Origin of the sequence: Pseudomonas sp. PDM17, assembly GCF_014851985.1 — a bacterium.
Classification (GTDB): Bacteria; Pseudomonadota; Gammaproteobacteria; order Pseudomonadales; family Pseudomonadaceae; genus Pseudomonas.
The window spans coordinates 347,218-366,956 of sequence record NZ_JACVAT010000004.1 but is presented as its reverse complement, the minus strand read 5'-3'; the positions used below and the strand labels follow the sequence as shown (position 1 = coordinate 366,956).

At 64.2% G+C, this 19,739-nt stretch carries 18 protein-coding genes and 1 tRNA gene; 8 read left to right on the top strand and 11 right to left on the bottom strand.

Annotated elements, in window-relative coordinates; translation table 11 throughout:
• Nucleotides 1-285 precede the first annotated feature (285 nt).
• Entirely contained in the window at nucleotides 286-1,017 is a 732-nt protein-coding gene (locus tag IB256_RS15895) for a class II aldolase/adducin family protein (protein WP_192403220.1), read from the top strand.
• A 98-nt stretch (nucleotides 1,018-1,115) separates the two neighbouring features.
• On the opposite strand, the gene IB256_RS15890 is transcribed toward IB256_RS15895, so the two are convergent.
• The 3 genes from IB256_RS15890 to IB256_RS15880 form a co-directional block, all read right to left on the bottom strand.
• The gene (locus IB256_RS15890) at nucleotides 1,116-1,307 is read right to left on the bottom strand and encodes a hypothetical protein (RefSeq protein ID WP_192293973.1); all 192 of its coding nucleotides are present in this window, start codon (nucleotides 1,305-1,307) and stop codon (nucleotides 1,116-1,118) included.
• A gap of 383 nt (nucleotides 1,308-1,690) precedes the next feature.
• Nucleotides 1,691-2,767: an ABC transporter substrate-binding protein gene (locus tag IB256_RS15885; RefSeq protein ID WP_192403218.1), complete on the bottom strand. Its 1,077-nt coding sequence runs from the start codon at nucleotides 2,765-2,767 to the stop codon at nucleotides 1,691-1,693.
• Nucleotides 2,768-2,781: 14 nt separating this feature from the next.
• Nucleotides 2,782-4,998, bottom strand: coding sequence for a TonB-dependent receptor (locus tag IB256_RS15880; RefSeq protein ID WP_192293969.1), 2,217 nt, complete (start codon nucleotides 4,996-4,998; stop codon nucleotides 2,782-2,784).
• 365 nt (nucleotides 4,999-5,363) lie between these two features.
• Between IB256_RS15880 and IB256_RS15875 the strand changes: the two genes are divergently transcribed.
• Nucleotides 5,364-6,101, top strand: coding sequence for a metallophosphoesterase (locus tag IB256_RS15875; RefSeq protein ID WP_192293968.1), 738 nt, complete (start codon nucleotides 5,364-5,366; stop codon nucleotides 6,099-6,101).
• Between the two features lie 16 nt (nucleotides 6,102-6,117).
• Here the strand turns inward: IB256_RS15875 and IB256_RS15870 are convergent, their stop codons facing one another.
• Nucleotides 6,118-6,552 (bottom strand): CBS domain-containing protein, encoded by a 435-nt coding sequence (locus IB256_RS15870; protein WP_081518744.1) that lies wholly within the window; start codon nucleotides 6,550-6,552, stop codon nucleotides 6,118-6,120.
• A 175-nt stretch (nucleotides 6,553-6,727) separates the two neighbouring features.
• Between IB256_RS15870 and IB256_RS15865 the strand changes: the two genes are divergently transcribed.
• Both IB256_RS15865 and IB256_RS15860 read left to right on the top strand, forming a co-directional pair.
• Nucleotides 6,728-6,913, top strand: coding sequence for a hypothetical protein (locus IB256_RS15865; RefSeq protein WP_192293967.1), 186 nt, complete (start codon nucleotides 6,728-6,730; stop codon nucleotides 6,911-6,913).
• A gap of 77 nt (nucleotides 6,914-6,990) precedes the next feature.
• Nucleotides 6,991-7,716 (top strand): hypothetical protein, encoded by a 726-nt coding sequence (locus tag IB256_RS15860; RefSeq protein ID WP_192403216.1) that lies wholly within the window; start codon nucleotides 6,991-6,993, stop codon nucleotides 7,714-7,716.
• 62 nt (nucleotides 7,717-7,778) lie between these two features.
• On the opposite strand, the gene IB256_RS15855 is transcribed toward IB256_RS15860, so the two are convergent.
• The 5 genes from IB256_RS15855 to IB256_RS15835 all read right to left on the bottom strand — a co-directional run bounded on the left by IB256_RS15855 (nucleotide 7,779) and on the right by IB256_RS15835 (nucleotide 11,265).
• Nucleotides 7,779-8,213, bottom strand: coding sequence for a MarR family winged helix-turn-helix transcriptional regulator (locus IB256_RS15855; RefSeq protein ID WP_192293965.1), 435 nt, complete (start codon nucleotides 8,211-8,213; stop codon nucleotides 7,779-7,781).
• Between the two features lie 34 nt (nucleotides 8,214-8,247).
• A complete protein-coding gene (locus IB256_RS15850; RefSeq protein ID WP_192403214.1) occupies nucleotides 8,248-8,832 on the bottom strand; it encodes a MarC family protein in 585 nt (194 codons plus the stop codon).
• Nucleotides 8,833-8,868: 36 nt separating this feature from the next.
• A complete protein-coding gene (locus IB256_RS15845) occupies nucleotides 8,869-10,107 on the bottom strand; it encodes a metal-dependent hydrolase family protein (RefSeq protein WP_192403211.1) in 1,239 nt (412 codons plus the stop codon).
• A 284-nt stretch (nucleotides 10,108-10,391) separates the two neighbouring features.
• Nucleotides 10,392-10,985 carry a hypothetical protein gene (locus tag IB256_RS15840; RefSeq protein ID WP_192293962.1) on the bottom strand — a complete coding sequence of 198 codons (594 nt, stop codon included), beginning with the start codon at nucleotides 10,983-10,985 and terminating at the stop codon, nucleotides 10,392-10,394.
• Nucleotides 10,986-11,188: 203 nt separating this feature from the next.
• Nucleotides 11,189-11,265: transfer RNA gene (locus IB256_RS15835), tRNA-Arg, on the bottom strand.
• A 657-nt stretch (nucleotides 11,266-11,922) separates the two neighbouring features.
• On the opposite strand from IB256_RS15835, the gene gabD reads away from it, so the two are divergent.
• From gabD to IB256_RS15820, 3 genes are all read left to right on the top strand, one after another.
• Nucleotides 11,923-13,374, top strand: a complete 1,452-nt coding sequence (gabD, locus tag IB256_RS15830) for an NADP-dependent succinate-semialdehyde dehydrogenase (protein ID WP_081518737.1) — start codon at nucleotides 11,923-11,925, stop codon at nucleotides 13,372-13,374.
• Nucleotides 13,375-13,575: 201 nt separating this feature from the next.
• Nucleotides 13,576-14,856 carry a 4-aminobutyrate--2-oxoglutarate transaminase gene (gabT, locus tag IB256_RS15825; protein ID WP_045213232.1) on the top strand — a complete coding sequence of 427 codons (1,281 nt, stop codon included), beginning with the start codon at nucleotides 13,576-13,578 and terminating at the stop codon, nucleotides 14,854-14,856.
• A gap of 258 nt (nucleotides 14,857-15,114) precedes the next feature.
• Nucleotides 15,115-16,311, top strand: a complete 1,197-nt coding sequence (locus tag IB256_RS15820; protein WP_192293961.1) for an HDOD domain-containing protein — start codon at nucleotides 15,115-15,117, stop codon at nucleotides 16,309-16,311.
• 4 nt (nucleotides 16,312-16,315) lie between these two features.
• Here IB256_RS15820 and IB256_RS15815 read toward each other — a convergent pair whose 3' ends face one another.
• Nucleotides 16,316-17,029 (bottom strand): hypothetical protein, encoded by a 714-nt coding sequence (locus IB256_RS15815; protein ID WP_192403209.1) that lies wholly within the window; start codon nucleotides 17,027-17,029, stop codon nucleotides 16,316-16,318.
• A 12-nt stretch (nucleotides 17,030-17,041) separates the two neighbouring features.
• Entirely contained in the window at nucleotides 17,042-18,436 is a 1,395-nt protein-coding gene (gene argH / locus IB256_RS15810) for an argininosuccinate lyase (RefSeq protein ID WP_138213208.1), read from the bottom strand.
• Between the two features lie 232 nt (nucleotides 18,437-18,668).
• Between argH and IB256_RS15805 the strand changes: the two genes are divergently transcribed.
• Nucleotides 18,669-19,739 (top strand): sensor histidine kinase, encoded by a 1,071-nt coding sequence (locus tag IB256_RS15805; protein ID WP_138213207.1) that lies wholly within the window; start codon nucleotides 18,669-18,671, stop codon nucleotides 19,737-19,739.

Below are 19,739 nucleotides of genomic sequence, written 5' to 3'. Positions count from 1 at the left end.
GAGCAAGGGCTGTGCCCAAAGCCTGAAGGCCAGGCGGGGCGGGGCTTTCAGGCTGGCGTGCTGCTGTGGCAGCAGGGCGTTTGTCTGTACAGCAGCAGTGGGTCAGCAGGGGATGCTGGGCGGGCAGCAATTTCGCCCGTTTCGCCGGGGTTGGTGCCCGTTTGTTGGCCTTTTGTTCATCCAACTCATTGATTTTTAGTGATATTTTTTAGTGGCACAAGTCCTGCTCAGTCAGTGGAACACCGCCACGCGGTTCATCCATCCCCGACTGCCAGGAGGCACTCCATGTCCACCCTCGACCCGCAACTCGCCAGCCAGCTCGAACAGGTCCGCCGCGACTTTGCCAAGGCCTTCCGCGTGCTCAAGGAAAGCCGCACCCTCACCGCCAGCAACACCTACCAGGCCTACGTGCGCGTACCGGACAGCGACAAGGTGATCGCCGTCCACGCGCCGAACCCCTGGGCCGACGACCAGGAAATCCGTGCGGTGGTGGCTACCTACGACGGCGAAGTGGTCCTCGACGAAAGCATCCCTGGCGCGACTCCGCTCAGCGGCCGTGGCGCAGGCGGCAACGGCAAGCGTTACGCGGCGATCTTCCAGGCGCGCCCGGAAGTGAACGTGGTGATCCACGTGCACACTGCCTACCTCGGCGGTTGGGCCAGCGCCCATCGCGTGCTGCCGATCCGCTACGCCGCCTCCCAGCGCGTCACCCTGGCCCGCGAGCTGCCGATCTACATCGACCGCCGCCAGCCCGAGCCGCTGTTCATCCTCGACAAACTCGCCGAGAACCCGCACACCCCGGCCATCCTCGAAGCCAACGGCGGCGCGACCTTCTGGGGCGACGACCTGATCAAGGCGTCCAAGCTGATCCTGCTGCTGGAGGAAGGCGCCTACTTCCAGGGCCTCGCCGAAAGCCTCGGCGGCTCCCAGGAATTCGGTCCCGGTGTGCTGGAGCAGCAGTGGAAGATGACCGGCCTCTGGGAGCAGGGCCAGAAGCTGCTGGGCGCGGCGGCCTGAGTTTCTGCCCGGCATGAAAAAGCCCTCTTGCGAGGGCTTTTTTCTGGCTACGGACTTCGTTCGCAGATCGCGGGCATGACCCCCGTCTACGGGATTGGTTACCTACTGCAGGCTTCGAAGTCGCCCAGATAATCATCGATTGCGGACTGGAAAGCGGGCATCAGTTCCCCAAGGCGTTTTGCCTCGAAACTGACAATCTGCTGTAGCCCGAGAATGCGTCCAACGAAGAGATCATCTCGCTCATCGAATGCGATGCGCGCAGTGAAGCCCTTATAGGTCATGCCTTCCATGTTCTGACTCCGGTGTGCTCGGTGCGGTGGACAGGATGGACTGTAGGCGGTGTCTTGTAAGTCGGGGGCATTGTGAGTTTTCTGATCGCAATGTCGGACCTAGACACAGTTGTGGGAGCAACTGTCTTCCTCTGGAGATCCGTGCCTTGGCTCCCCCTCTCCCTAGCCCTCTCCCTGAAGGGAGAGGGGACCGTTCGGCACAGGTTGAAACCAAAGCGTCAGCCGGCACGGGCGGCTCCCTCTCCCTTCAGGGAGAGGGCGGGGGAGAGGGTATGCTCCGGCGGGATATTTCAGGTGGGAGCGGACTCCGTCCGCGATGTGCAACAGGCCGGCTCCGAGTAGCCGGCAATCTATCGCGGACAGAGACCGCTCCTACGCTCAGATCAGGGCTTGGCGGCGACAGAAGGCCCGGCGCTGTGCTGCCAGAAGCTTTCCAGTTGCAGGTTCTTCAGTCCTTGCTCGACAAACCTGGGCTCCAGCAGGTCATCCACCTTCACTTCGTTGCGGATCAGTTTCGCCTTCAGGCTGTAGGCGATGCCGTCGGTGTAGTGCTGGCGCAGGGCGACGTCGTAGAGCGGGGAGAAGTGCGCCGACCAGGGCTCGCCGGAGACCTCGCGCTGCAGCACGCTCAGCGGCACGCCGGAGCGGGTCTGGGCTTGCTGGTACTCGGCCTGGTTGGCGTCCTGGGAGACCCACCACGCGGCTTTCAGGTAGGCGTCCACCACCAGCTGTGTGAGTTCGGGATGGTCTTTCACGAAGTCCTTCGCACCCCAGACTTCGGCGCGCATCTTCCAGTCCGCCGGGGCCTCCTTGCTCGACCAGATGATGCGGCCGACCTGTTTGTCTTCCAGCAGGAAGGCATCGCTCAGGGTGAAGAAGGCATCCACCCGCCCGGCACTCAGCGCGGCGGCGCCAGCCTGCGGGTTGAGGTTGAAGATGCGGAAGTCGTCGAAGCCCAGGTGGTTGGCTTCCAGCAGCTTGGCGAACGACAACTCCCACGGCCGACCGCGGTGCAGGGCGATGCGCTTGCCCTTGAGGTCGCCGATGGATTTCGCCGTGGAGCCCGGCGGCACCACCAGGTAGACGTTGTTGCCGATGCCGCCGGGGACGATCAGCTGGGTCTGCACGCCCGAGGCGTTGGCGATGATCGATGGCAGGTCGCCGTAGAAGGCGAAGTCGATGCGCCTGTTGGCGAACTCCTCGTTGACGAAGGTGCCCACCGAACCGGTGGCGGCGGGCACCCACTCCAGCTTGATGCCGCGCTGGGCCAGTTGCTGTTCCAGCCATTTGTCGCGGTCGATCACGTAGGACGGGCCGTTGAAGGTGATTTGCCCGGCGTTGGCGTAGGCCACCGTGGCGATGCGCAGGGTGGTCGGCTGCTCGGCGGCCAGGGCGTGGCCTGCGAGCAGTACGGCGGCCGCCGGCAGCAGCCGGCGCAGCGCGCGATGCAGAAGGTTCATGGGGATTACCTCGCTCAGAAGTCGGTGGTGACCGAGACGCCGAAGGTGCGCGGGTCGCCGTACATGACGGCGGCGGTCTGGTAGCCGGTGGGCAGGGTGTGGTTGCGGTATTCCTTGTCGGTGAGGTTGTTCACGTAGGCGGTGATGCGCGTGGTCTCGCCCGGCAGCTCGTAGGTCACCCGCGCGTTGCCCAGGGTGTAGCCGCCGGTGCGCATGTTGGCGCTCTGGTCGTTGGTGAAGAAGTACTGGCGGCTGCGGGTGTTCCAGTCGGTGCCCAGCACCACTGCGCCGCCGACGTTGAGCGGGATGCGGTAGTCGGCGCCGATCACCGCCGAGACGCTGGGCGCGCGGACGAAGTGGTTGCCGGAGTAGTCGTCGTTGCCCGAGGTGTAGTCGGTGAACTCGGTGTGCAGCAGGCCCAGGCCGAGGTTCAGGTGCAGGTTCTGCACGGGGATGGCTTCGAGTTCGAACTCGGCACCGTAGGCCTCGCCCTGGGCGCCGTTGGCCAGGCGCGAGACGGTCTGGTTGTTCACCGCGGTGACGATGTTGAGCTGGATGTCCTCGTAGTCGTAGTAGAAGACGCTGGCGTTGGCGTTCAGGCGGCCGTCGAACCATTCCGACTTCAGGCCCAGCTCGTAGGAGGTGAGGTATTCCGGATCGACCTTGGCCACCGTGGCCTGGCTGGTGACGCCGGCGTTGTAGCCGCCGGAGCGGAAGCCACGGGCGTAGCGGAAGTAGGCGCGGGCGTTATCGGAAATCCGGTACTCGGGCGTCAGGTCCCAGCTGTAGTCGCTCCAGGTGTTGCTCTCGTCCTGGGTGGCGTTGACGATCAGCGGTGAATCGACGTTGCCCGGCTGCCACCAGTGGCCGTCGCCGAAGCTGGCGGCGCCTCGGTTGACCAGGCGCTCGAGGTCGATGTCCTTGGTCTCGCGGGTCCAGCGCAGACCGGCGGTGACGCTGAAGTCGTCGGTGAAGTTGTAGGTAGTGCTGCCGAAGATGGCGTAGCTCTCGGTCTTCTGGTCGTAGCTGACGTTGTTGTAGTAGCTGGGGATATAGACGTTGGGCAGCGCCGCGTTGGCGTTCTTCGATTCCAGGTCCTCGTTGAAGTAGTGGAAGCCCAGTACCCAGTTCAGCCGGTCGCTGCGCGGCGAGGCCAGGCGCAGTTCCTGCGACCATTGCTGGCTGTCGGCGTAGCTGTAGCTGCGCTGCAGCTCCAGCGGGGTGTTGTCGCTGTCGGTCCAGCCGTCGCGGGTGAAGTGCTCGAAGGCGGTGATGGAGGTCAGCTCGAGGTCGCCCAGTTGCCAGACCAGGTTGAGGTTGCTGCCGGCCTGGTCGATCTCGGCCTGGTACTTGGCGTTGAAGTTGGCCTTGCCCAGCTTCGGGTCGACGGAATAGCCGAACTGGTTGGTGCCGTCCGGACGGGTGCCGTAGCTCACGGTGTTGTAGCTGGCAGTGTCGTGGTAGTGACGGGCGTGGACGTTGAGGTTGGCGTCGAGGTTGTCGTTCACCCGCGCGGCCAGTTGCAGGCGCACGGCGTCGTCTTCCAGCGCGCCCTGGTCGTTGCCGTCGTTCTCGTTCTCGGTGTAGCCGTCGCGGCCCTGGTGGTGGAAGGACAGGCGCCCGGCCAGCTTGTCGTCCACCAGCGCGTCGCTCACCGCGCCTTCGACGATGCGGTTGGCGTAGTTGCCCAGGTCGACCTTGAAGTAGCCCTCGGGGCTGAAGGTCGGCTTGCGCGAGATAAAGTTGATCGCGCCACCCGTGGTGTTCTTGCCCCACAGAGTGCCCTGCGGGCCGCGCAGCACTTCCACGCGCTCCTGGTCGAACAGCGGGAAGCCGGTGGCGCTGATGTTGGCGATGTACACGTCGTCGACGTAGATGCCGATCGGGCTGACCGTGTTGGCACCCTGGTCGCCGGTGCCCAGGCCGCGAATCCACCAGCGCGGGCGACCGTGCCCGTCGGTGGTACCGGCGGAGGCGTTGGGGGTGTAGCGGGTGACCTCGCTGGCCGATTGCAGGGAGGCGTCGCGGATCTTCTCGCCGCTCAGCACGGTGATCGGTGCCGGTACTTCCTGTACCGATTCCTCGCGCTTCTGCGCGGTGACCACCACCTTGCCGAGGGTCGGTGCGGCGCTGGCTTCTTCGGTTTTCGGCGACTCGCTGTCGGCCGCTTGGACGACGACGCTGGCCAGGCTCGCCAGGATGGCAAGGGAAAGGGTGCTGCGTTTGAACATGGTGTCCCCAGGGGGCGGCGAAAAGACGGCTGGCTCTGTGGTGCTCGGTCGTCGCCGCAAGGCATGAAGCGGTTGTTGCGTTGCTCTTGTGCTGGCTCACGCGTGATGAAGGCCGGAAGGCTTGCCGGAGACATCGCAACATCCGTACCGCTTTCTTGTTGATTGTTAAGTGGCTGATACAAAAGGATTTTTACTGGTCGCTGCGGAGGCTGTGCTGCTGGGGCAACAGTTCATGCTGGGCCGTCGCTGCCTGGGCAGCAGTGGGTCAGCAGCAGGCCGGCAGAGCGGCGCGGCTTTCGTCGCAGTGCCGTGGGAACGCAATGTGCAGCTGGTAAGCTGGTCGCTTGAAAACCCTGGAGTTGGCAATGAATACGCTCTTGCCGGAGCAACCCCTGCAACGCTTCCCGCGCAACCTGTGCGGCCGCGATTTCGTAGTGGGGGATGTGCACGGCCATTTCGAACTGCTGCAGCGTCTGCTCGATCAGGTCGAGTTCGATCCGGCCGCCGACCGCCTGTTCGCCGCCGGCGACCTGGTGGATCGTGGTCCGTATTCCCCGCAGGTGCTCGACTGGCTGGCCAAGCCCTGGTTCGCCTCGGTGCGCGGCAACCACGAGCAACTGGTGATCGATATCGTGTTGGCGGGAGATGATCGCGACCTGCATATGCGCAACGGTGGCGCCTGGCTGTACAAGCTCACGCCAGTCACGCGCGAGCGTATTGCCCGGCGTCTGCAGCAGTTGCCGCTGGCCATCGAGGTGGAGCTGGGCGAAGGGCGTCGCATCGGTATCGTGCATGCCGAGGTGCCGATTACCCCGGCTTTCCCTGACTGGGACAGTGGCGTGGCTGCGCTGGCAGGCGAGCTTGGCGAGGAGTCGCGTCAGCGCGCAGCCGCCATCGTGATGTGGGCACGCACGCGGATCGAGAAGGAAGACGCCACGGTCATTGCCGGGCTGGAGCGCCTGTACGTCGGTCATACCGCGCAGAGCGCCGTGCGCCCGCTGGGCAATACCCACTATATCGACACGGGCAGCGGCTACGCCGACGGTTGCCTGAGCCTCGTCGACATGCACAGCGGCAAGGTGGAAACGGCGGCCGCTCGCTGAGCGACCGCCGGGGCGATCACTCGCCGCGGATGTACTGTTCCAGTTGCTGGATCAGTTCGGCCTGTTCGGCGATGGCGGCCTTCACCAGGTCGCCGATGGACAGCAGCCCCAGCAGCTCGCCGTTCTCCACCACCGGCAGGTGGCGCAGGTGGCGCTCGGTCATGATGCCCATGCACTTGTCGACATTCAGGTGGGTGTCCACGGTGATGACCGGTGCGGTCATCACCGCACTGATCGGTGTGTCTTCCGAGTTGCGCCCCTTGAGCGCCAGGCGCCGGGCGTAGTCGCGCTCACTGAAGAAGCCGACCAGCTGGTTGGCCTCCACCACCGGCAGGCCGCCGAGGTTCTTCTCCGCCATCAGGCGCAGTGCATCGATCACCAGCGCATCCGGGGCGATGGTGTAAACCTGCTGGTCCGCCTTGGCGTTCAACAGCTGAGCCACAGTCTTCATTCCTACCCCCTGTTCTTCGTTCACGGCGCTATGCCCGTGGTTCATAGAGAATCGTGGACGAATCGCGATCCGGCAAGGCCGGAAAGCGCCGTCCGCCGTCACGGGAGCGTCATCCTCCCGCGGCGCGACTTATACTGTGATTCCCTTCCTTGTTTCCCCCCACGAAAGACCGGCCATGACTGACGAAGACCTCGACCTCCACGAGCCCGAACACGACCACCTGCTGGACCTCGATGACGACCTCGACGGCCTGCTGGAGGAGGACGCGGCATTCTTCGAGGACCCGCCCGGCGATCATGAGGAGGATGACGAGGAAGTGGAGGAATACCAGCCGGGCCTCGATGAGGAAGAGGATTGGTAGCGGCCTGACCTTCGGACGATATCCGGGCGTCATGATTGGCTGGCAGAATGCTGGCCAGACAATAAAGAGAAAGCACCATGCGCAACGTCACGCTCGCCCTGGCCGTTTCCCTGCTCTGTGGATGTTCCTCGGACGTCCGCCGGGATGACCGCACCGCGCCCATTTCCCTCTACCGCGACACCCACCACGTGATGGTGGTGAACTTCCAGCCCGACGCCACGGTGGCGGCCAACCCGCGCTGGGGCGCGCTGAAGGCCAGCTGGCGCGAAGCGCTGCGCGACGAGGCGGGTTCGGCCGATTACCAGCTCACCGAGCAGGACGGCGAACCGAGGGCCACCGATACCCTGTCCACCCTGGTGGTGATCGAGGTCGGCGCCGGCCACAACGCCAACAACCGTCCCGGCAGTGGCGACGAGGAGTGGATCACCTCCACCGTGCGCTACCACGACGGCCTGACCGGCCAGCTGCTCGCCTCGCGCCGCTATGAAAGCGAAGCCGACGGCGACCTGTTCACCTCGATGGGCTCCTCCGAAGTCAGCGCGGTGTCCGAACAGATAGTCGACGAGATCACCAGCGCCCTGCTGGTTGCGCGACCGTCCCGCAGCCTGCCGCTGCCACTGCCCGCCACCACGCCGGTGCAGCCGCCTGAAGCGGTCCCGCAGCCGGTCTCGCCCACGGCGGCGGAAACCGTCGCCCACGTCTCCCGCCCACTGAGCCAGGAGCAGCAACTGATGGAGCTGCAGCGTCGCAACCTGCCGTACGAGGAATACCGCGACGAGTACCGGCGGATCATGGGGCGCTGAGGGTCGCCTGGAACGCAGAAGCCCGCACAGCGGCGGGCTTTCCGGGTCGGAGTCTCCAGGCTTCAGAGATCGAGCAGGTTGCTGTTCATCCGGTAGAGGATCGACATGAAACTCAGCAGCTCCTGCTCGGGAATGTTGCGGCACACCTGCTGCCAGGCGAGGTTGATGTCTGCGTTGATCTTGTCGTTGATCAGCTTGCCCTGCCGCGTCAGTGACAGGTAGATCTGCCGCAGGTCGGGGCCGGTCCTCTTCTGGATGACGATGAGGCCGCTCTGCTCCAGGCGCGCCAGTGATCGCGTCAGGTTCTGGTGGGGCATGCCCAGCTGGTTCGCCAGGTCGTTCTTGGTGGCGAACCCATCTTCGCGAAGATTATCGAGAATGAGGCGATCAACGAAGGTGATGCCGACGCTGTTGATGATCGGCTCAAGATACTTCTGCCAGAGTGCATGGTTGGTTCTCAGTAACTCGGTGAGTTGAGTGAGCTCTCTTTCCTTCATGCAGGCTCTCTTGATACAGACTCTCTTGGCGCCGCTATTTGCCGATCATGGTTTGCACGCCGGTGATGAAGAGCGTTGCGCCGATGCAGGCCAGGACCAGGTAGGAAATCTGCTTGATCGCGCTCATGGCCTGCTCGCCCAGCCACTTCGATACCGGGACGCTGAAGTGGAACAAGCTACCCAGCACCGCTGTGACGGTCAAGGCAGCCAGGCTGACCGAGACCGGGCTGGCGGTCTCGCTGGTCAACCGGATGACCACCGAGATGGCGGCCGGCCCGGCGATGACGGGAATGCACAGCGGCACGACGGCGATGTTGCTGCTTGGGCGCCGCGCGCTGTCCGACGGATCGTTGAGCCCCTGCAGGCAGGAGATCAAAAGCGATAGCCCGCCCGCAACCTGCAGTGAGGCGAGGGTGATCCCGAGCAGACGAAACAGCTCCATACCGAACCAGATGCAGATCAGCAGGGTAATGGCGACTGCCAGCGTGGTTTTCTTTCCGGTACGGCCTATATCGTCAGCGGGCATGCCCTGCGTGTAGGACGTGAAGATGGAAAACATCGTCAACGGATTGATGATGATGGCAATGCCACTCAGGCTCACCAGGTAGTTTCGAAACATGGTGGGGCTCGCTATCGAGGCGGATTGCGCTGCCGGTCAGTGCAACTGGTTCTTCAGGATTTCGCCGTTCTTGATGACCATCTGCACGTGCGTGCCTGCGGCATCGAAGAGGGAGAGATCCTGCAGCGGGTCCTGGTCCAGCACGATCAGGTCCGCCAGTGCGCCCGGTGCGACCACGCCGAGCTGGTCCTGCATGTTGAGCAGTTCGGCATTCACCCGCGTCGCCGATTGCAGGACGTCGAAGGGCGTATCGACCTGCGCGCGAAGTTTGAATTCATCGGTCTGGCAGCTATGGAATTCGCCCAGCAGGTCGGTGCCCAGGCCGATCTTCACTCCATGGCGACGGGCGATCCGCACCGCCTCCAGCGCCTGGCTTTGCACGTCTTTCAGCTTGATGAGCACCGAGTCGGGGATGCCCGCAGCCGGGTTGCCAGCGTTCAGGATGAACGCGTTGTAGATCGATAGCGTAGGCACCAGAAATGCGTCGTGCTCGTGCATGACCTGGGCAGCCTCGGCATTGAGCAGGTTGCCGTGTTCGATGGAGCGGACCCCACAGCGCACGCAGCGGATGATGGCGGCCGGCGAGTAAGCGTGGGCCATGACGTAGCTGTTGTAGCGTTCGGCCTCGTCGACGATCACCGACAGTTCGGCTTCGGAATACTGCAGGTTCTCGATCCGATCATTTGGCGAGGCGATGCCGCCGCCGGCCATGACCTTGATCTGTGAGGCGCCCATGCGGAACTGCTCGCGCACGGCCTTGCGCACGGCACTGAGGCCGTCGGCGATGACCGAGATGGTGGAACCGGTATGCAGGCTGCAGGCGCAGGTAAGCATCGGGCTGGACGGGTGACGGAAGTCGCCGTGCCCGCCGGTCTGGCTCAGGGCCCGGCCACTCATGAACAGCCGCGGCCCGCGAATCACCTGGTCTTCGATAGCACGCTTGATACCCGCGTCGGCGCCTCCGGCATCGCGCACGGAGGTGAAGCCGCGAGCGAGCATGCTGTCGAGGAAGCTGAAGCTGCGCGCGTAGACGTAGCCGGGCAACTCGGTCTCCTGGTTCAGGTCCACCTGGCTGGCGGTGATATGGACATGGGCGTCGATCAGCCCAGGCATCAGGTACTTGCCGTTCAGGTCGATGGTGAGAGTGTCCTGAGGGGCGGGTTGGTGGGTTTCATGGAGGGAAAGGATTTTCGGCCCGCTGACGAGAACATCGCCTTTGTGCAGGCTGGGGTGCTTGCCGTCGAATATCTGGGCGTTCTTCAGAAGAATGTTCATGACTACCTCTTCGTGAGTTCTCCAGTACAACGGCTCAAAAACCTACGCCCGAGGAAAATTGAAAGCAATGCGTTCTAAATAGCCATGAGAATGATCTCAAGGTGCCGGGCTTTCCGGCTAACTCATTGATCCGAGAGAGGCTATGGAAGCTGCGGAGGTCTGCCGGAACAGACAAGCGCCGCGCTTTGTGTGACGTCGCGCAACTTTTGCGGCAGACATGAAATAGCCCGCCTGAGCGGGCCTTTCTCGTCTGCGTCGCGTTGGGGTAATCGAGGGGCGAGCGGCTAGAACCAGCTGCCGCCCGACAGTTCCTGCTCGCAGCTCTTGTACTGGGCGCCGTACAGGTAGGCGCGCGCCTGGACCTTCTGCGACACCGTCTTCAGCCACGGCTTGGCGTCGTAGCTGCGCTGGCGATAACCGCCCCAGCCTTCGTGATAGTTCAGGTACTGGCCGTAGGCGTCCCACTTGGAGACGCGATTCACGCTGTAGGTCTTGTTCATGTACCAGCCCATGAAATCCAGCGCGTCGGCGAAATCGTCACGGTCGGCGCCCCAGCCGCCGGCTTCCTTCTTGTAGTCCGCCCACGTCTCGTCCTTGGCCTGGGCGTAGCCATAGGCGGAACTGACCCGGCCCCAGGGGATGAAGCCGAGGAAGTAGTAACGCGGTGGCAGGGCGTCGTGCCGGAAGGAGGATTCCTGGTACATCATCGCCATCGGCACCTGCACGGTTCCGCCCCAGCGTTTCTGCACCTGCAGCGCCGCCTCGTGCCATTTCGGCTTTTCGCGAAAGATCTCGCAGAGGTTCTCGGGGTTCGCCGGCGGTTTGGTGGCGCACCCGGCAAGGGCCAGGAGCAGGGCGGGCAGCAGAAGCCGGAGCATGGGCGGTTTGTCCTTTTCGCGCGCGATGGCGCAAGGCTTATACAGCCTCTGGTGGCGAAGAGGAATCGTCGGGCGTCGAGGGCCTTTCCGGCCTGAAAGCCTGGCCTGCGCGGCGCTGTTCACCAGAAACAGGAAAGCCCGCTCAGGGCGGGCTTTCCAGGTGGTTTCGCAGACTGCCTGAAGCAGTTCGAAACAAAGGGATATGGCGCACCAGGCGGGATTCGAACCCACGACCCCTGCCTTCGGAGGGCAGTACTCTATCCAGCTGAGCTACTGGTGCGTATGCCGCGGCTGGCGCGGCAGGCGGCAATCATACGCATCTCCCGTGCAGGCGTCCAATGCGGGTACGCTCGTTCATGATATCGAACGAAAACAGCCGCTTGTCGGTAGAAATCCTCCGAAAACCCACTGCAAGCGGATACCTTCGTTGGTTTTGTCGAACGAGCTATTGCCCTTTGCAGTCGGGGGCCCTAGGATTCGTTTGAGATTTCAAACGCCTCCCCATCACAACAACAGGAGACCGGAGCATTGGCATCACACCAGCCGGCCATCAGCCTGCGGGATGACAGTCTTCCGTTGCACCCACCGCATGTCCCTTGTGACAGGTCTCCGTGCGGCTTCCGTCGATCAGCGTACCGGAAGGTTGTAGGGCAGTCGTACTCCTGGGCCGAGCCCGGGAATCTGTGCGTGAACGAGTTCAACCAGACCGGGCAATGACCCCGGCCTGCGTTTTTTCGTGTCCGCATGCCGAGCGAACTAAGAGCCGTTCGCCTGGCATCGCCTCCAAGCTGAGGCGACGTTCGCCTCCAGCGTCGATACTGATCGGCCGGGGCGAATGAACGGCAGAGACTGCGGTCTCTCCCATCCAGACAACAAGGCAGGCGGGGACTCGAGGCAGACCCGCCGTCCACAGGCTTTCCTCGAAAGGAGACAGGTCATGCAACTCAATGATGCCAAGCTGTTCCGCCAACAGGCTTACATTGACGGTTCCTGGGTCGACGCCGACAACGGCAAGACCATCAACGTGAACAACCCGGCCACCAACGAGATCATCGGCACCGTGCCGAAGATGGGCGCCGACGAAACCCGTCGTGCCATCGAAGCCGCCGACAAGGCCCTGCCGGCCTGGCGTGCGCTGACCGCGAAAGAGCGCGCCAACAAGCTGCGCAAGTGGTTCGACCTGATGATCGCGAACCAGGACGACCTGGCCCGCCTGATGACCATCGAGCAGGGCAAGCCGCTGGCCGAAGCCAAGGGCGAGATCGCCTACGCCGCCTCCTTCCTCGAGTGGTTCGGCGAAGAAGCCAAGCGCATCTACGGCGACACCATTCCGGGCCACCAGCCCGACAAGCGCATCATCGTGATCAAGCAGCCGATCGGCGTGACCGCGGCCATCACCCCGTGGAACTTCCCGTCCGCGATGATCACCCGCAAAGCCGGCCCGGCCCTGGCCGCTGGCTGCACCATGGTGCTCAAGCCTGCTTCGCAGACCCCGTACTCCGCCCTGGCCCTGGCCGAGCTGGCCGAGCGCGCCGGCATTCCGAAGGGCGTGTTCAGCGTCGTTACCGGCAGTGCCGGCGAAGTCGGCGGTGAGCTGACCAGCAACCCGATCGTGCGCAAGCTGACCTTCACCGGCTCCACCGAGATCGGTCGCCAGCTGATGGCCGAATGCGCCAAGGACATCAAGAAAGTGTCCCTGGAACTGGGCGGCAACGCTCCGTTCATCGTGTTCGACGATGCCGACCTGGACGCCGCCGTCGAAGGCGCACTGATCTCCAAGTACCGCAACAACGGCCAGACCTGCGTCTGCGCCAACCGCCTGTACGTACAGGACGGCGTGTACGATGCCTTCGTCGAGAAGCTGAAGGTCGCGGTGGCCAAGCTGAACATCGGCAACGGCCTGGAGCAGGGCATCACCACCGGCCCGCTGATCGATTCCAAGGCTGTCGCCAAGGTCGAAGAGCACATCGCCGACGCCGTTTCCAAGGGTGCCAAGGTCCTCACCGGCGGCAAGCCGCACGCCCTGGGTGGCACCTTCTTCGAGCCGACCATCCTGGTCGACGTACCGAAGTCCGCCCTGGTGTCCAAGGACGAAACCTTCGGCCCGCTGGCGCCGGTGTTCCGCTTCAAGGACGAGGCTGAAGTCATCGCCATGTCCAACGACACCGAGTTCGGCCTGGCTTCCTACTTCTACGCCCGCGACCTGGCCCGCGTGTTCCGCGTCGCCGAGCAGCTGGAATACGGCATGGTGGGTATCAACACCGGCCTGATCTCCAACGAAGTCGCACCGTTCGGCGGCATCAAGGCCTCGGGCCTGGGCCGCGAAGGTTCGAAGTACGGCATCGAGGACTACCTCGAAGTCAAATACCTCTGCCTCGGCGGTATCTGATCCGTTTTTTCCGTGGGCGCGGGGTGGCAGGCAAGAGCTGACAGCCACCTTCGCGCCGGCGTTTTCCGGTGGTAGCACCGGACAACCCGTCCGGCGGGCCGCAAGTGCCGCGACAGTCGATCATCGTATGCTGTCGTGTGTGGCTTCTCCCCGCTTTCATCCTTTGATCCGGTCGCCCGATGAGCGGCCACTGAGGAAGCTATGAGCAAAACCAACGAATCCCTGCTGCAACGTCGTCAGGCCGCCGTACCGCGCGGTGTAGGCCAGATCCACCCGGTCGTCGCAGAGCGCGCCGAGAATTCCACCGTGTGGGACGTCGAAGGTCGTGAGTACATCGACTTCGCCGGCGGCATTGCCGTTCTGAACACCGGTCACCTGCACCCGAAAGTGGTTGCCGCCGTTCAGGAACAGCTGACCAAGCTGACCCACACCTGCTTCCAGGTGCTGGCGTACGAGCCGTACATCGAGCTGGCCGAAGAGATCGCCAAGCGCGTTCCGGGCAACTTCCCGAAGAAGACCCTGCTGGTCACCTCCGGCTCCGAAGCCGTTGAAAACGCCGTCAAGATCGCCCGTGCCGCCACCGGCCGCGCTGGCGTGATCGCCTTCACCGGCGCCTACCACGGCCGTACCATGATGACCCTGGGCCTGACCGGCAAGGTCGTTCCGTACTCCGCTGGCATGGGCCTGATGCCGGGCGGCATCTTCCGCGCCCTGGCTCCGTGCGAACTGCACGGCGTGAGCGAAGACGAGTCGATCGCCAGCATCGAGCGCATCTTCAAGAACGACGCCCAGCCGCGTGACATTGCTGCCATCATCATCGAGCCGGTTCAGGGCGAAGGTGGCTTCTACGTCAACTCCAAGGCCTTCATGCAGCGCCTGCGCGCCCTGTGCGACGAGCACGGCATCCTGCTGATCGCTGACGAAGTACAGACTGGCGCTGGCCGTACCGGCACCTTCTTCGCCACCGAGCAACTGGGCATCGTTCCGGACCTGACCACCTTCGCCAAGTCCGTTGGCGGTGGTTTCCCGATCTCCGGTGTTTCCGGTAAAGCCGAAATCATGGACGCCATCGCTCCCGGCGGCCTGGGCGGCACCTACGCCGGTAGCCCGATCGCTTGCGCCGCGGCCCTGGCCGTGCTGAAAGTGTTCGACGAAGAGAAGCTGCTGGAGCGTTCGCAAGCCGTTGGCGAGAGCCTGAAGGCCGGTCTGCGCGACATCCAGGCCAAGCACAAGGTAATCGGCGACGTTCGTGGCCTGGGTTCGATGATCGCCATCGAGCTGTTCGAAGGCGGCGATCACAACAAGCCGGCCGCTGAACTGGTCAGCAAGATCGTGGTTCGTGCCCGTGAGAAAGGTCTGATCCTGCTCTCCTGCGGTACCTACTACAACGTGATCCGCTTCCTGATGCCCGTCACCATCCCTGACGCGCAGCTGGAAAAAGGCCTGGCCATCCTCGCCGAGTGCTTCGACGAACTGGCCTGAGCCTTACCGCTCTAACGGTTCAGAAGAAGGCCCGCGCAAGCGGGCCTTTTTTATGGGCGCGCTTTCTGTGTTTGTTTGTGTGAATTGTGCGCCGAAGTTGATGGCGCGCATGGGAAAGCTCGTGGGCTTTGGACTACGCTGCGCAGTATCCGAAGGCCGTTGGCCGGCGGCATCCGAAGGACCGGGCACGCGGCAGGGAAGGCTCAGGATCGGTTGTTTCCGCCCGCGACGGCATCTGTCCCGAACGAGGTGCGATCCATGAGCGTTTCGCCCGGCGTGCTGGTCGCTGCCAGCGACCCCTGGAGCCGCGAGCTGCTCGGCCAGCTGGTGCTGAGCGTGCGCTGCGACGCCACCGTCGAGTTCTGCGAGGACGGTGATACGGCCATCGAGGCCTGTCGCCGGCATCCCTTCGCCCTGATCCTGGCCGAGCGCGAGCTGCCCGGCAGTGACGGCCTGGAACTGCTGCGCCACGTGCGCATGCGCCGTCGCGGGCCGGTCGCCCAGCCCTTCATCCTGATCAGCTGCAAGGCCGATGCCGCCAGCGTGCGCGCCGCCTTGCCGCTGGCGCCCACAGCCTACCTGGTCAAACCGTTCAACGCCGAGAATCTGCGCGAACGCCTGCGCTCGCTGTTGCTGGCGCCGGGGGAAAACGTCGTCTGCGAGCTGCCGACCCTGGAGCAGAGCCTGTCGCTGGAGCGCTTCCTGCAGACCGAGCGCGACGCCACTGAAGGTGCGCCGCTGATGGGCGAGGTCGGTGCAGCGGTGAATCGCTGCATGGAGGCCAGTGACATCAACCTGGAGATGCTCGAACAGGAGTTCGGCCACGATCCACAGATCACCGCCTGCCTGATCTCCGCCGCCAACAGTGCCGCGCGGCACGTCGGCATGCCCTGCCAGACGCTGATGCAGGCGCTGTCGCGCCTGGGCGTGGCGCAGGCGCTGAACCTGATGCTGGCCGTGGCGCTGCAGCGCGCCGCGACGCTCGATGACCCGCTGCTCAAGGAGCGTGCCGAGCGCTTCTGGGAGCTTTCCCGGCATACCGCCGACGCTGCTTTCGCGCTGGCTGAGTCCCTCGGCGCCTATGCCGATCGCTGCTTTACCGCCGGGTTACTGCACTGCCTGGGCGATCTGGCACTGCTGCGCAGTCTGCAGGACTGGCACAGCGCGGGTGGTGAGCTGGGCGAGGCGGACGTTGACAAGGCCCTGAAGGAGCACGGCGCGAGCTTCGGCTCTGCCTTGCGCACCCGCTGGCGCCTGCCGCTGGAGCTGCGCAACCTGATCGCCGCCGCCTACGCCATCGACAATGGCGTGTTCAGTCGTGAGGCTTTGATCGTCAATCTTGCCGCCAGTGCCGCGCGTCTGCCGGAAGAGGAGCTGCCCAGGCTCAAGGACCACAAGGCCGCGCGCATGCTGCAACTGACGCCTGCGCAGTTGGGCTATCTGGGGCGGACCTGAGCGCTCAGGACTGCGTGTAGTAGTACTTCTTCGCCCAGGCGTAGGGGCGCTGCCGCTCGGCGCACCAGGTGGCGAAGTCGCCTTCGGGCTGTGCCGAATAGGCCTGCCAGTCATCCAGCATCGCCGACAGTTGCACGGCTTCCTTGGCGGGGCGGGAGAACGGACTGGCGTCCGGTGCCTCGGCGATGAGCTGAGTCGCCCGCTCCAGCGCCTGGCGCGCGTCGGCCGGCTCACCGATGAAGAAGCCCTCGTCCAGATGGTGCATCGCGTAGTCCGCGGCGCCCAGGGCGAAATCGATCAATCGGTAGCGAACGGTGACATCGTCCGGGCCGACCGCCAGCGCGCGGCGCAGGAGATCGCCATCATTCTGCAGCAGCCCCAGCCAGCGCAGCGGTGCGTGCGCCGTCGGTGCGCTGTCAATCCAGGCTTGCAGTGTCGGGACCAGGAAGCGCGCGAGCAGAGGCTGGGCGAGGAACTGGTGGGCTTCGCGCGTCTGGCTGTGCAGCGTGAGTATCTGCAGGCTCAGCTCGCGGGCTGGCAGGGTGTCGGGGGCAGGGGCATTGCGCAGGAACCCTTCGAGGGCGGCAAACGCCTCGCGGCGCACGCCTCGACTGCGGGCGCGGGCGTAATCCGCCAGCGCCTGCAGGCCGGGCCGGCTCGCCAGTTCATCGGCGAGCCGCTCCAGTCCTTCGAAGTTTTCCTGATTCCAGTAGTGCATGAACCGCTGTGCTCAGCGCGTGGCCAGCAGTTCCTTGCCGCGAGCGACGGCGGCGCGGACCTGGTTCGGCGCGGTACCGCCGATGTGGTCGCGGGCGTTCACCGAGCCCTCCAGGGTCAGCACGGCGAACACGTCGTCGTCGATCTGGTCGCTGAACTGGCGCAGTTCGTCCAGGCTCATCTCGGCCAGGTCCTTGCCGCTGTCTACGCCGTACTTCACGGCGTGGCCGACGATCTCGTGGCAATCACGGAACGGCAGGCCACGGCGCACCAGGTAGTCGGCGAGGTCAGTGGCGGTGGAGAAGCCGCGGCGGGCCGCTTCGCGCATGATCTCGCGCTTGGGCTTGATCGCCGGAACCATGTCGGCGAAGGCGCGCAGGCTGTCGCGCAGGGTGTCGGCGGCGTCGAACAGCGGTTCCTTGTCTTCCTGGTTGTCCTTGTTGTACGCCAGCGGCTGGCCCTTCATCAGGGTCAGCAGGCCGGCGAGGTGGCCGAATACGCGGCCGGACTTGCCACGCACCAGCTCCGGGACGTCCGGGTTCTTCTTCTGCGGCATGATCGAGGAGCCGGTGCAGAAGCGATCGGGCAGGTCGATGAACTGGAACTGGGCGCTGGTCCAGAGCACCAGCTCTTCGGAGTAGCGCGACAGGTGCATCATCGCGATCGAGGCGGCGGCGCAGAATTCGATGGCGAAGTCGCGGTCGGACACGCCGTCCAACGAATTACCGGAGATCGCTTCGAATCCCAGCAGTTCGCAGGTGATGGTCCGGTCGATCGGGTAAGTGGTGCCCGCCAGCGCGGCGCTGCCCAGGGGCATGCGGTTGGCGCGCTTGCGGCAGTCAACCAGGCGCTCGTAGTCGCGGCTGAGCATTTCGAACCAGGCCAGCAGGTGGTGGCCGAAGGTCACCGGCTGCGCGGTCTGCAGGTGGGTGAAGCCGGGCATGATGGTGTCGGCTTCGGCTTCCGCCAGGCCCAGCAGGCCCTGCTGCAGGCGGGTGATCTCGGCGAGGATCAGGTCGATCTCGTCACGCAGCCACAGGCGGATGTCGGTGGCGACCTGGTCGTTGCGCGAACGGCCGGTGTGCAGTTTCTTGCCAGTGACGCCGATGCGGTCGGTCAGGCGCGCCTCGATGTTCATGTGGACATCTTCCAGGTCGACGCGCCAGTCGAAGGTGCCGGCCTCGATCTCGCTCTGGATCTGCTTGAGGCCGTCGATGATGGTGTCGCGCTCGGCGTCGCTCAGCACGCCGACCTTGGCCAGCATGGTGGCGTGGGCCATGGAACCCATGATGTCGTGGCGATAGAGGCGCTTGTCGAAGTCGACGGAAGCGGTGAAGCGGGCGACAAAGGCATCGACGGGCTCGCTGAAACGGCCGCCCCAGGACTGGTTGGTCTTCTCTACGCTCATGGATCTCTCTCGCTGAAACGGGCAGGCGCGGCGCGCAGCCTGCATGAAGGGCAAAGTGCGACGATAATAGCAGGCTGAAGGACAAAACCGGCGGCGCTTTGGCGGGTTGCGGCGGGGGAGTGGCGGTGAATCGTCGCAGGTCCCGTGCCGATCTTTGCGCTGCCCGACAATTCCTGGCTTTTGGTCGCACGCGGCGCTTGCCGCCGTGCAGGCGCTTACGGAAACTGCGTCGATGCCCAGACTGACGAAGACCGGCGACAAGCCGGCGCCCAACGAAGACTACTTCATCCCCGAACTCTGCCAGCCCGAAGCGCTGTTCAGCCTGGTGCTGCTCGCCGAGCTGCTGGTGCTCGTGCTGGTGCTCGCCGAGCCGATGACCCCCAGCTTCAACTGGGTGCGCCTGGCCCTGTCCTCGCTGTTCGTGCAGTGGATCGTGCTGCTCTCGGCCGGCCTGCTGTGCCAGTTGCGACCGTTCATGGCGCGCTGGCCGGCCTGGTTCTCCGGCCTGCTCAGCTGTGTGCTGGTGGTCCTGCTGACACTGGCCTGCACCTGGGTGGCGGATTATTTCTCCCTTGGCGGGCCCATGAGCCGCACCGGTGAGGTCAACCTCTACCTGCGGCATGCGTTGATTGCGCTCATCATGTCCACGCTGTTGCTACGCTATTTTTATCTGGTGAGCCAATGGCGACGGCAGGAGCAGGCTGAACTGCGGGCGCGGATCGAATCGCTGCAGGCGAGAATCCGTCCGCACTTCCTGTTCAACAGCCTCAATAGCATCGCCAGCCTGATCGAGATCGATCCGGGCAAGGCCGAGCTGGCGGTGCTGAATCTTTCGGATCTTTTTCGCGCCAGCCTGGCCAAACCTGGAACATTAATTTCCTGGGGAGAGGAACTTGAGCTGGCCAGACGCTATCTTTCCATTGAGCAGTTCCGTCTTGGCGACCGGTTGCAGATGGACTGGCAGGTGAGCGGCGTGCCCGATGGCGTGCCGATTCCCCAGCTGACACTGCAGCCGTTGCTCGAGAACTCATTGATTTATGGCATCCAGCCGCGCATCGAAGGCGGTCTGGTGAAAGTTGAGGCGGACTACCGTGACGGTGTGTTCCAGCTCTGCGTGAGCAACCCGTACGACGAATCGACCGAGACGCTGCCCACGAAGGGGACCAAGCAGGCCCTGCAGAATATTGCAGCGCGACTTGCGGCACTTTTCGGGCCAAAAGCTAGTCTCACCGTCGAGCGCCGTGACGGACGGCACTTCACCTGTCTACGCTATCCATGTGCGCGTCTCATGCAGGAAGCCTGA

Bases quoted from the DNA above. Each gene is read 5' to 3' on its own strand.
- IB256_RS15895 (WP_192403220.1), top strand. From the start codon at position 286: ATGTCCACCCTCGACCCGCAACTCGCCAGCCAGCTCGAACAGGTCCGC.
- IB256_RS15890 (WP_192293973.1), bottom strand. From the start codon at position 1,307: ATGGAAGGCATGACCTATAAGGGCTTCACTGCGCGCATCGCATTCGAT.
- IB256_RS15885 (WP_192403218.1), bottom strand. From the start codon at position 2,767: ATGAACCTTCTGCATCGCGCGCTGCGCCGGCTGCTGCCGGCGGCCGCC.
- IB256_RS15880 (WP_192293969.1), bottom strand. From the start codon at position 4,998: ATGTTCAAACGCAGCACCCTTTCCCTTGCCATCCTGGCGAGCCTGGCC.
- IB256_RS15875 (WP_192293968.1), top strand. From the start codon at position 5,364: ATGAATACGCTCTTGCCGGAGCAACCCCTGCAACGCTTCCCGCGCAAC.
- IB256_RS15870 (WP_081518744.1), bottom strand. From the start codon at position 6,552: ATGAAGACTGTGGCTCAGCTGTTGAACGCCAAGGCGGACCAGCAGGTT.
- IB256_RS15865 (WP_192293967.1), top strand. From the start codon at position 6,728: ATGACTGACGAAGACCTCGACCTCCACGAGCCCGAACACGACCACCTG.
- IB256_RS15860 (WP_192403216.1), top strand. From the start codon at position 6,991: ATGCGCAACGTCACGCTCGCCCTGGCCGTTTCCCTGCTCTGTGGATGT.
- IB256_RS15855 (WP_192293965.1), bottom strand. From the start codon at position 8,213: ATGAAGGAAAGAGAGCTCACTCAACTCACCGAGTTACTGAGAACCAAC.
- IB256_RS15850 (WP_192403214.1), bottom strand. From the start codon at position 8,832: ATGTTTCGAAACTACCTGGTGAGCCTGAGTGGCATTGCCATCATCATC.
- IB256_RS15845 (WP_192403211.1), bottom strand. From the start codon at position 10,107: ATGAACATTCTTCTGAAGAACGCCCAGATATTCGACGGCAAGCACCCC.
- IB256_RS15840 (WP_192293962.1), bottom strand. From the start codon at position 10,985: ATGCTCCGGCTTCTGCTGCCCGCCCTGCTCCTGGCCCTTGCCGGGTGC.
- gabD (WP_081518737.1), top strand. From the start codon at position 11,923: ATGCAACTCAATGATGCCAAGCTGTTCCGCCAACAGGCTTACATTGAC.
- gabT (WP_045213232.1), top strand. From the start codon at position 13,576: ATGAGCAAAACCAACGAATCCCTGCTGCAACGTCGTCAGGCCGCCGTA.
- IB256_RS15820 (WP_192293961.1), top strand. From the start codon at position 15,115: ATGAGCGTTTCGCCCGGCGTGCTGGTCGCTGCCAGCGACCCCTGGAGC.
- IB256_RS15815 (WP_192403209.1), bottom strand. From the start codon at position 17,029: ATGCACTACTGGAATCAGGAAAACTTCGAAGGACTGGAGCGGCTCGCC.
- argH (WP_138213208.1), bottom strand. From the start codon at position 18,436: ATGAGCGTAGAGAAGACCAACCAGTCCTGGGGCGGCCGTTTCAGCGAG.
- IB256_RS15805 (WP_138213207.1), top strand. From the start codon at position 18,669: ATGCCCAGACTGACGAAGACCGGCGACAAGCCGGCGCCCAACGAAGAC.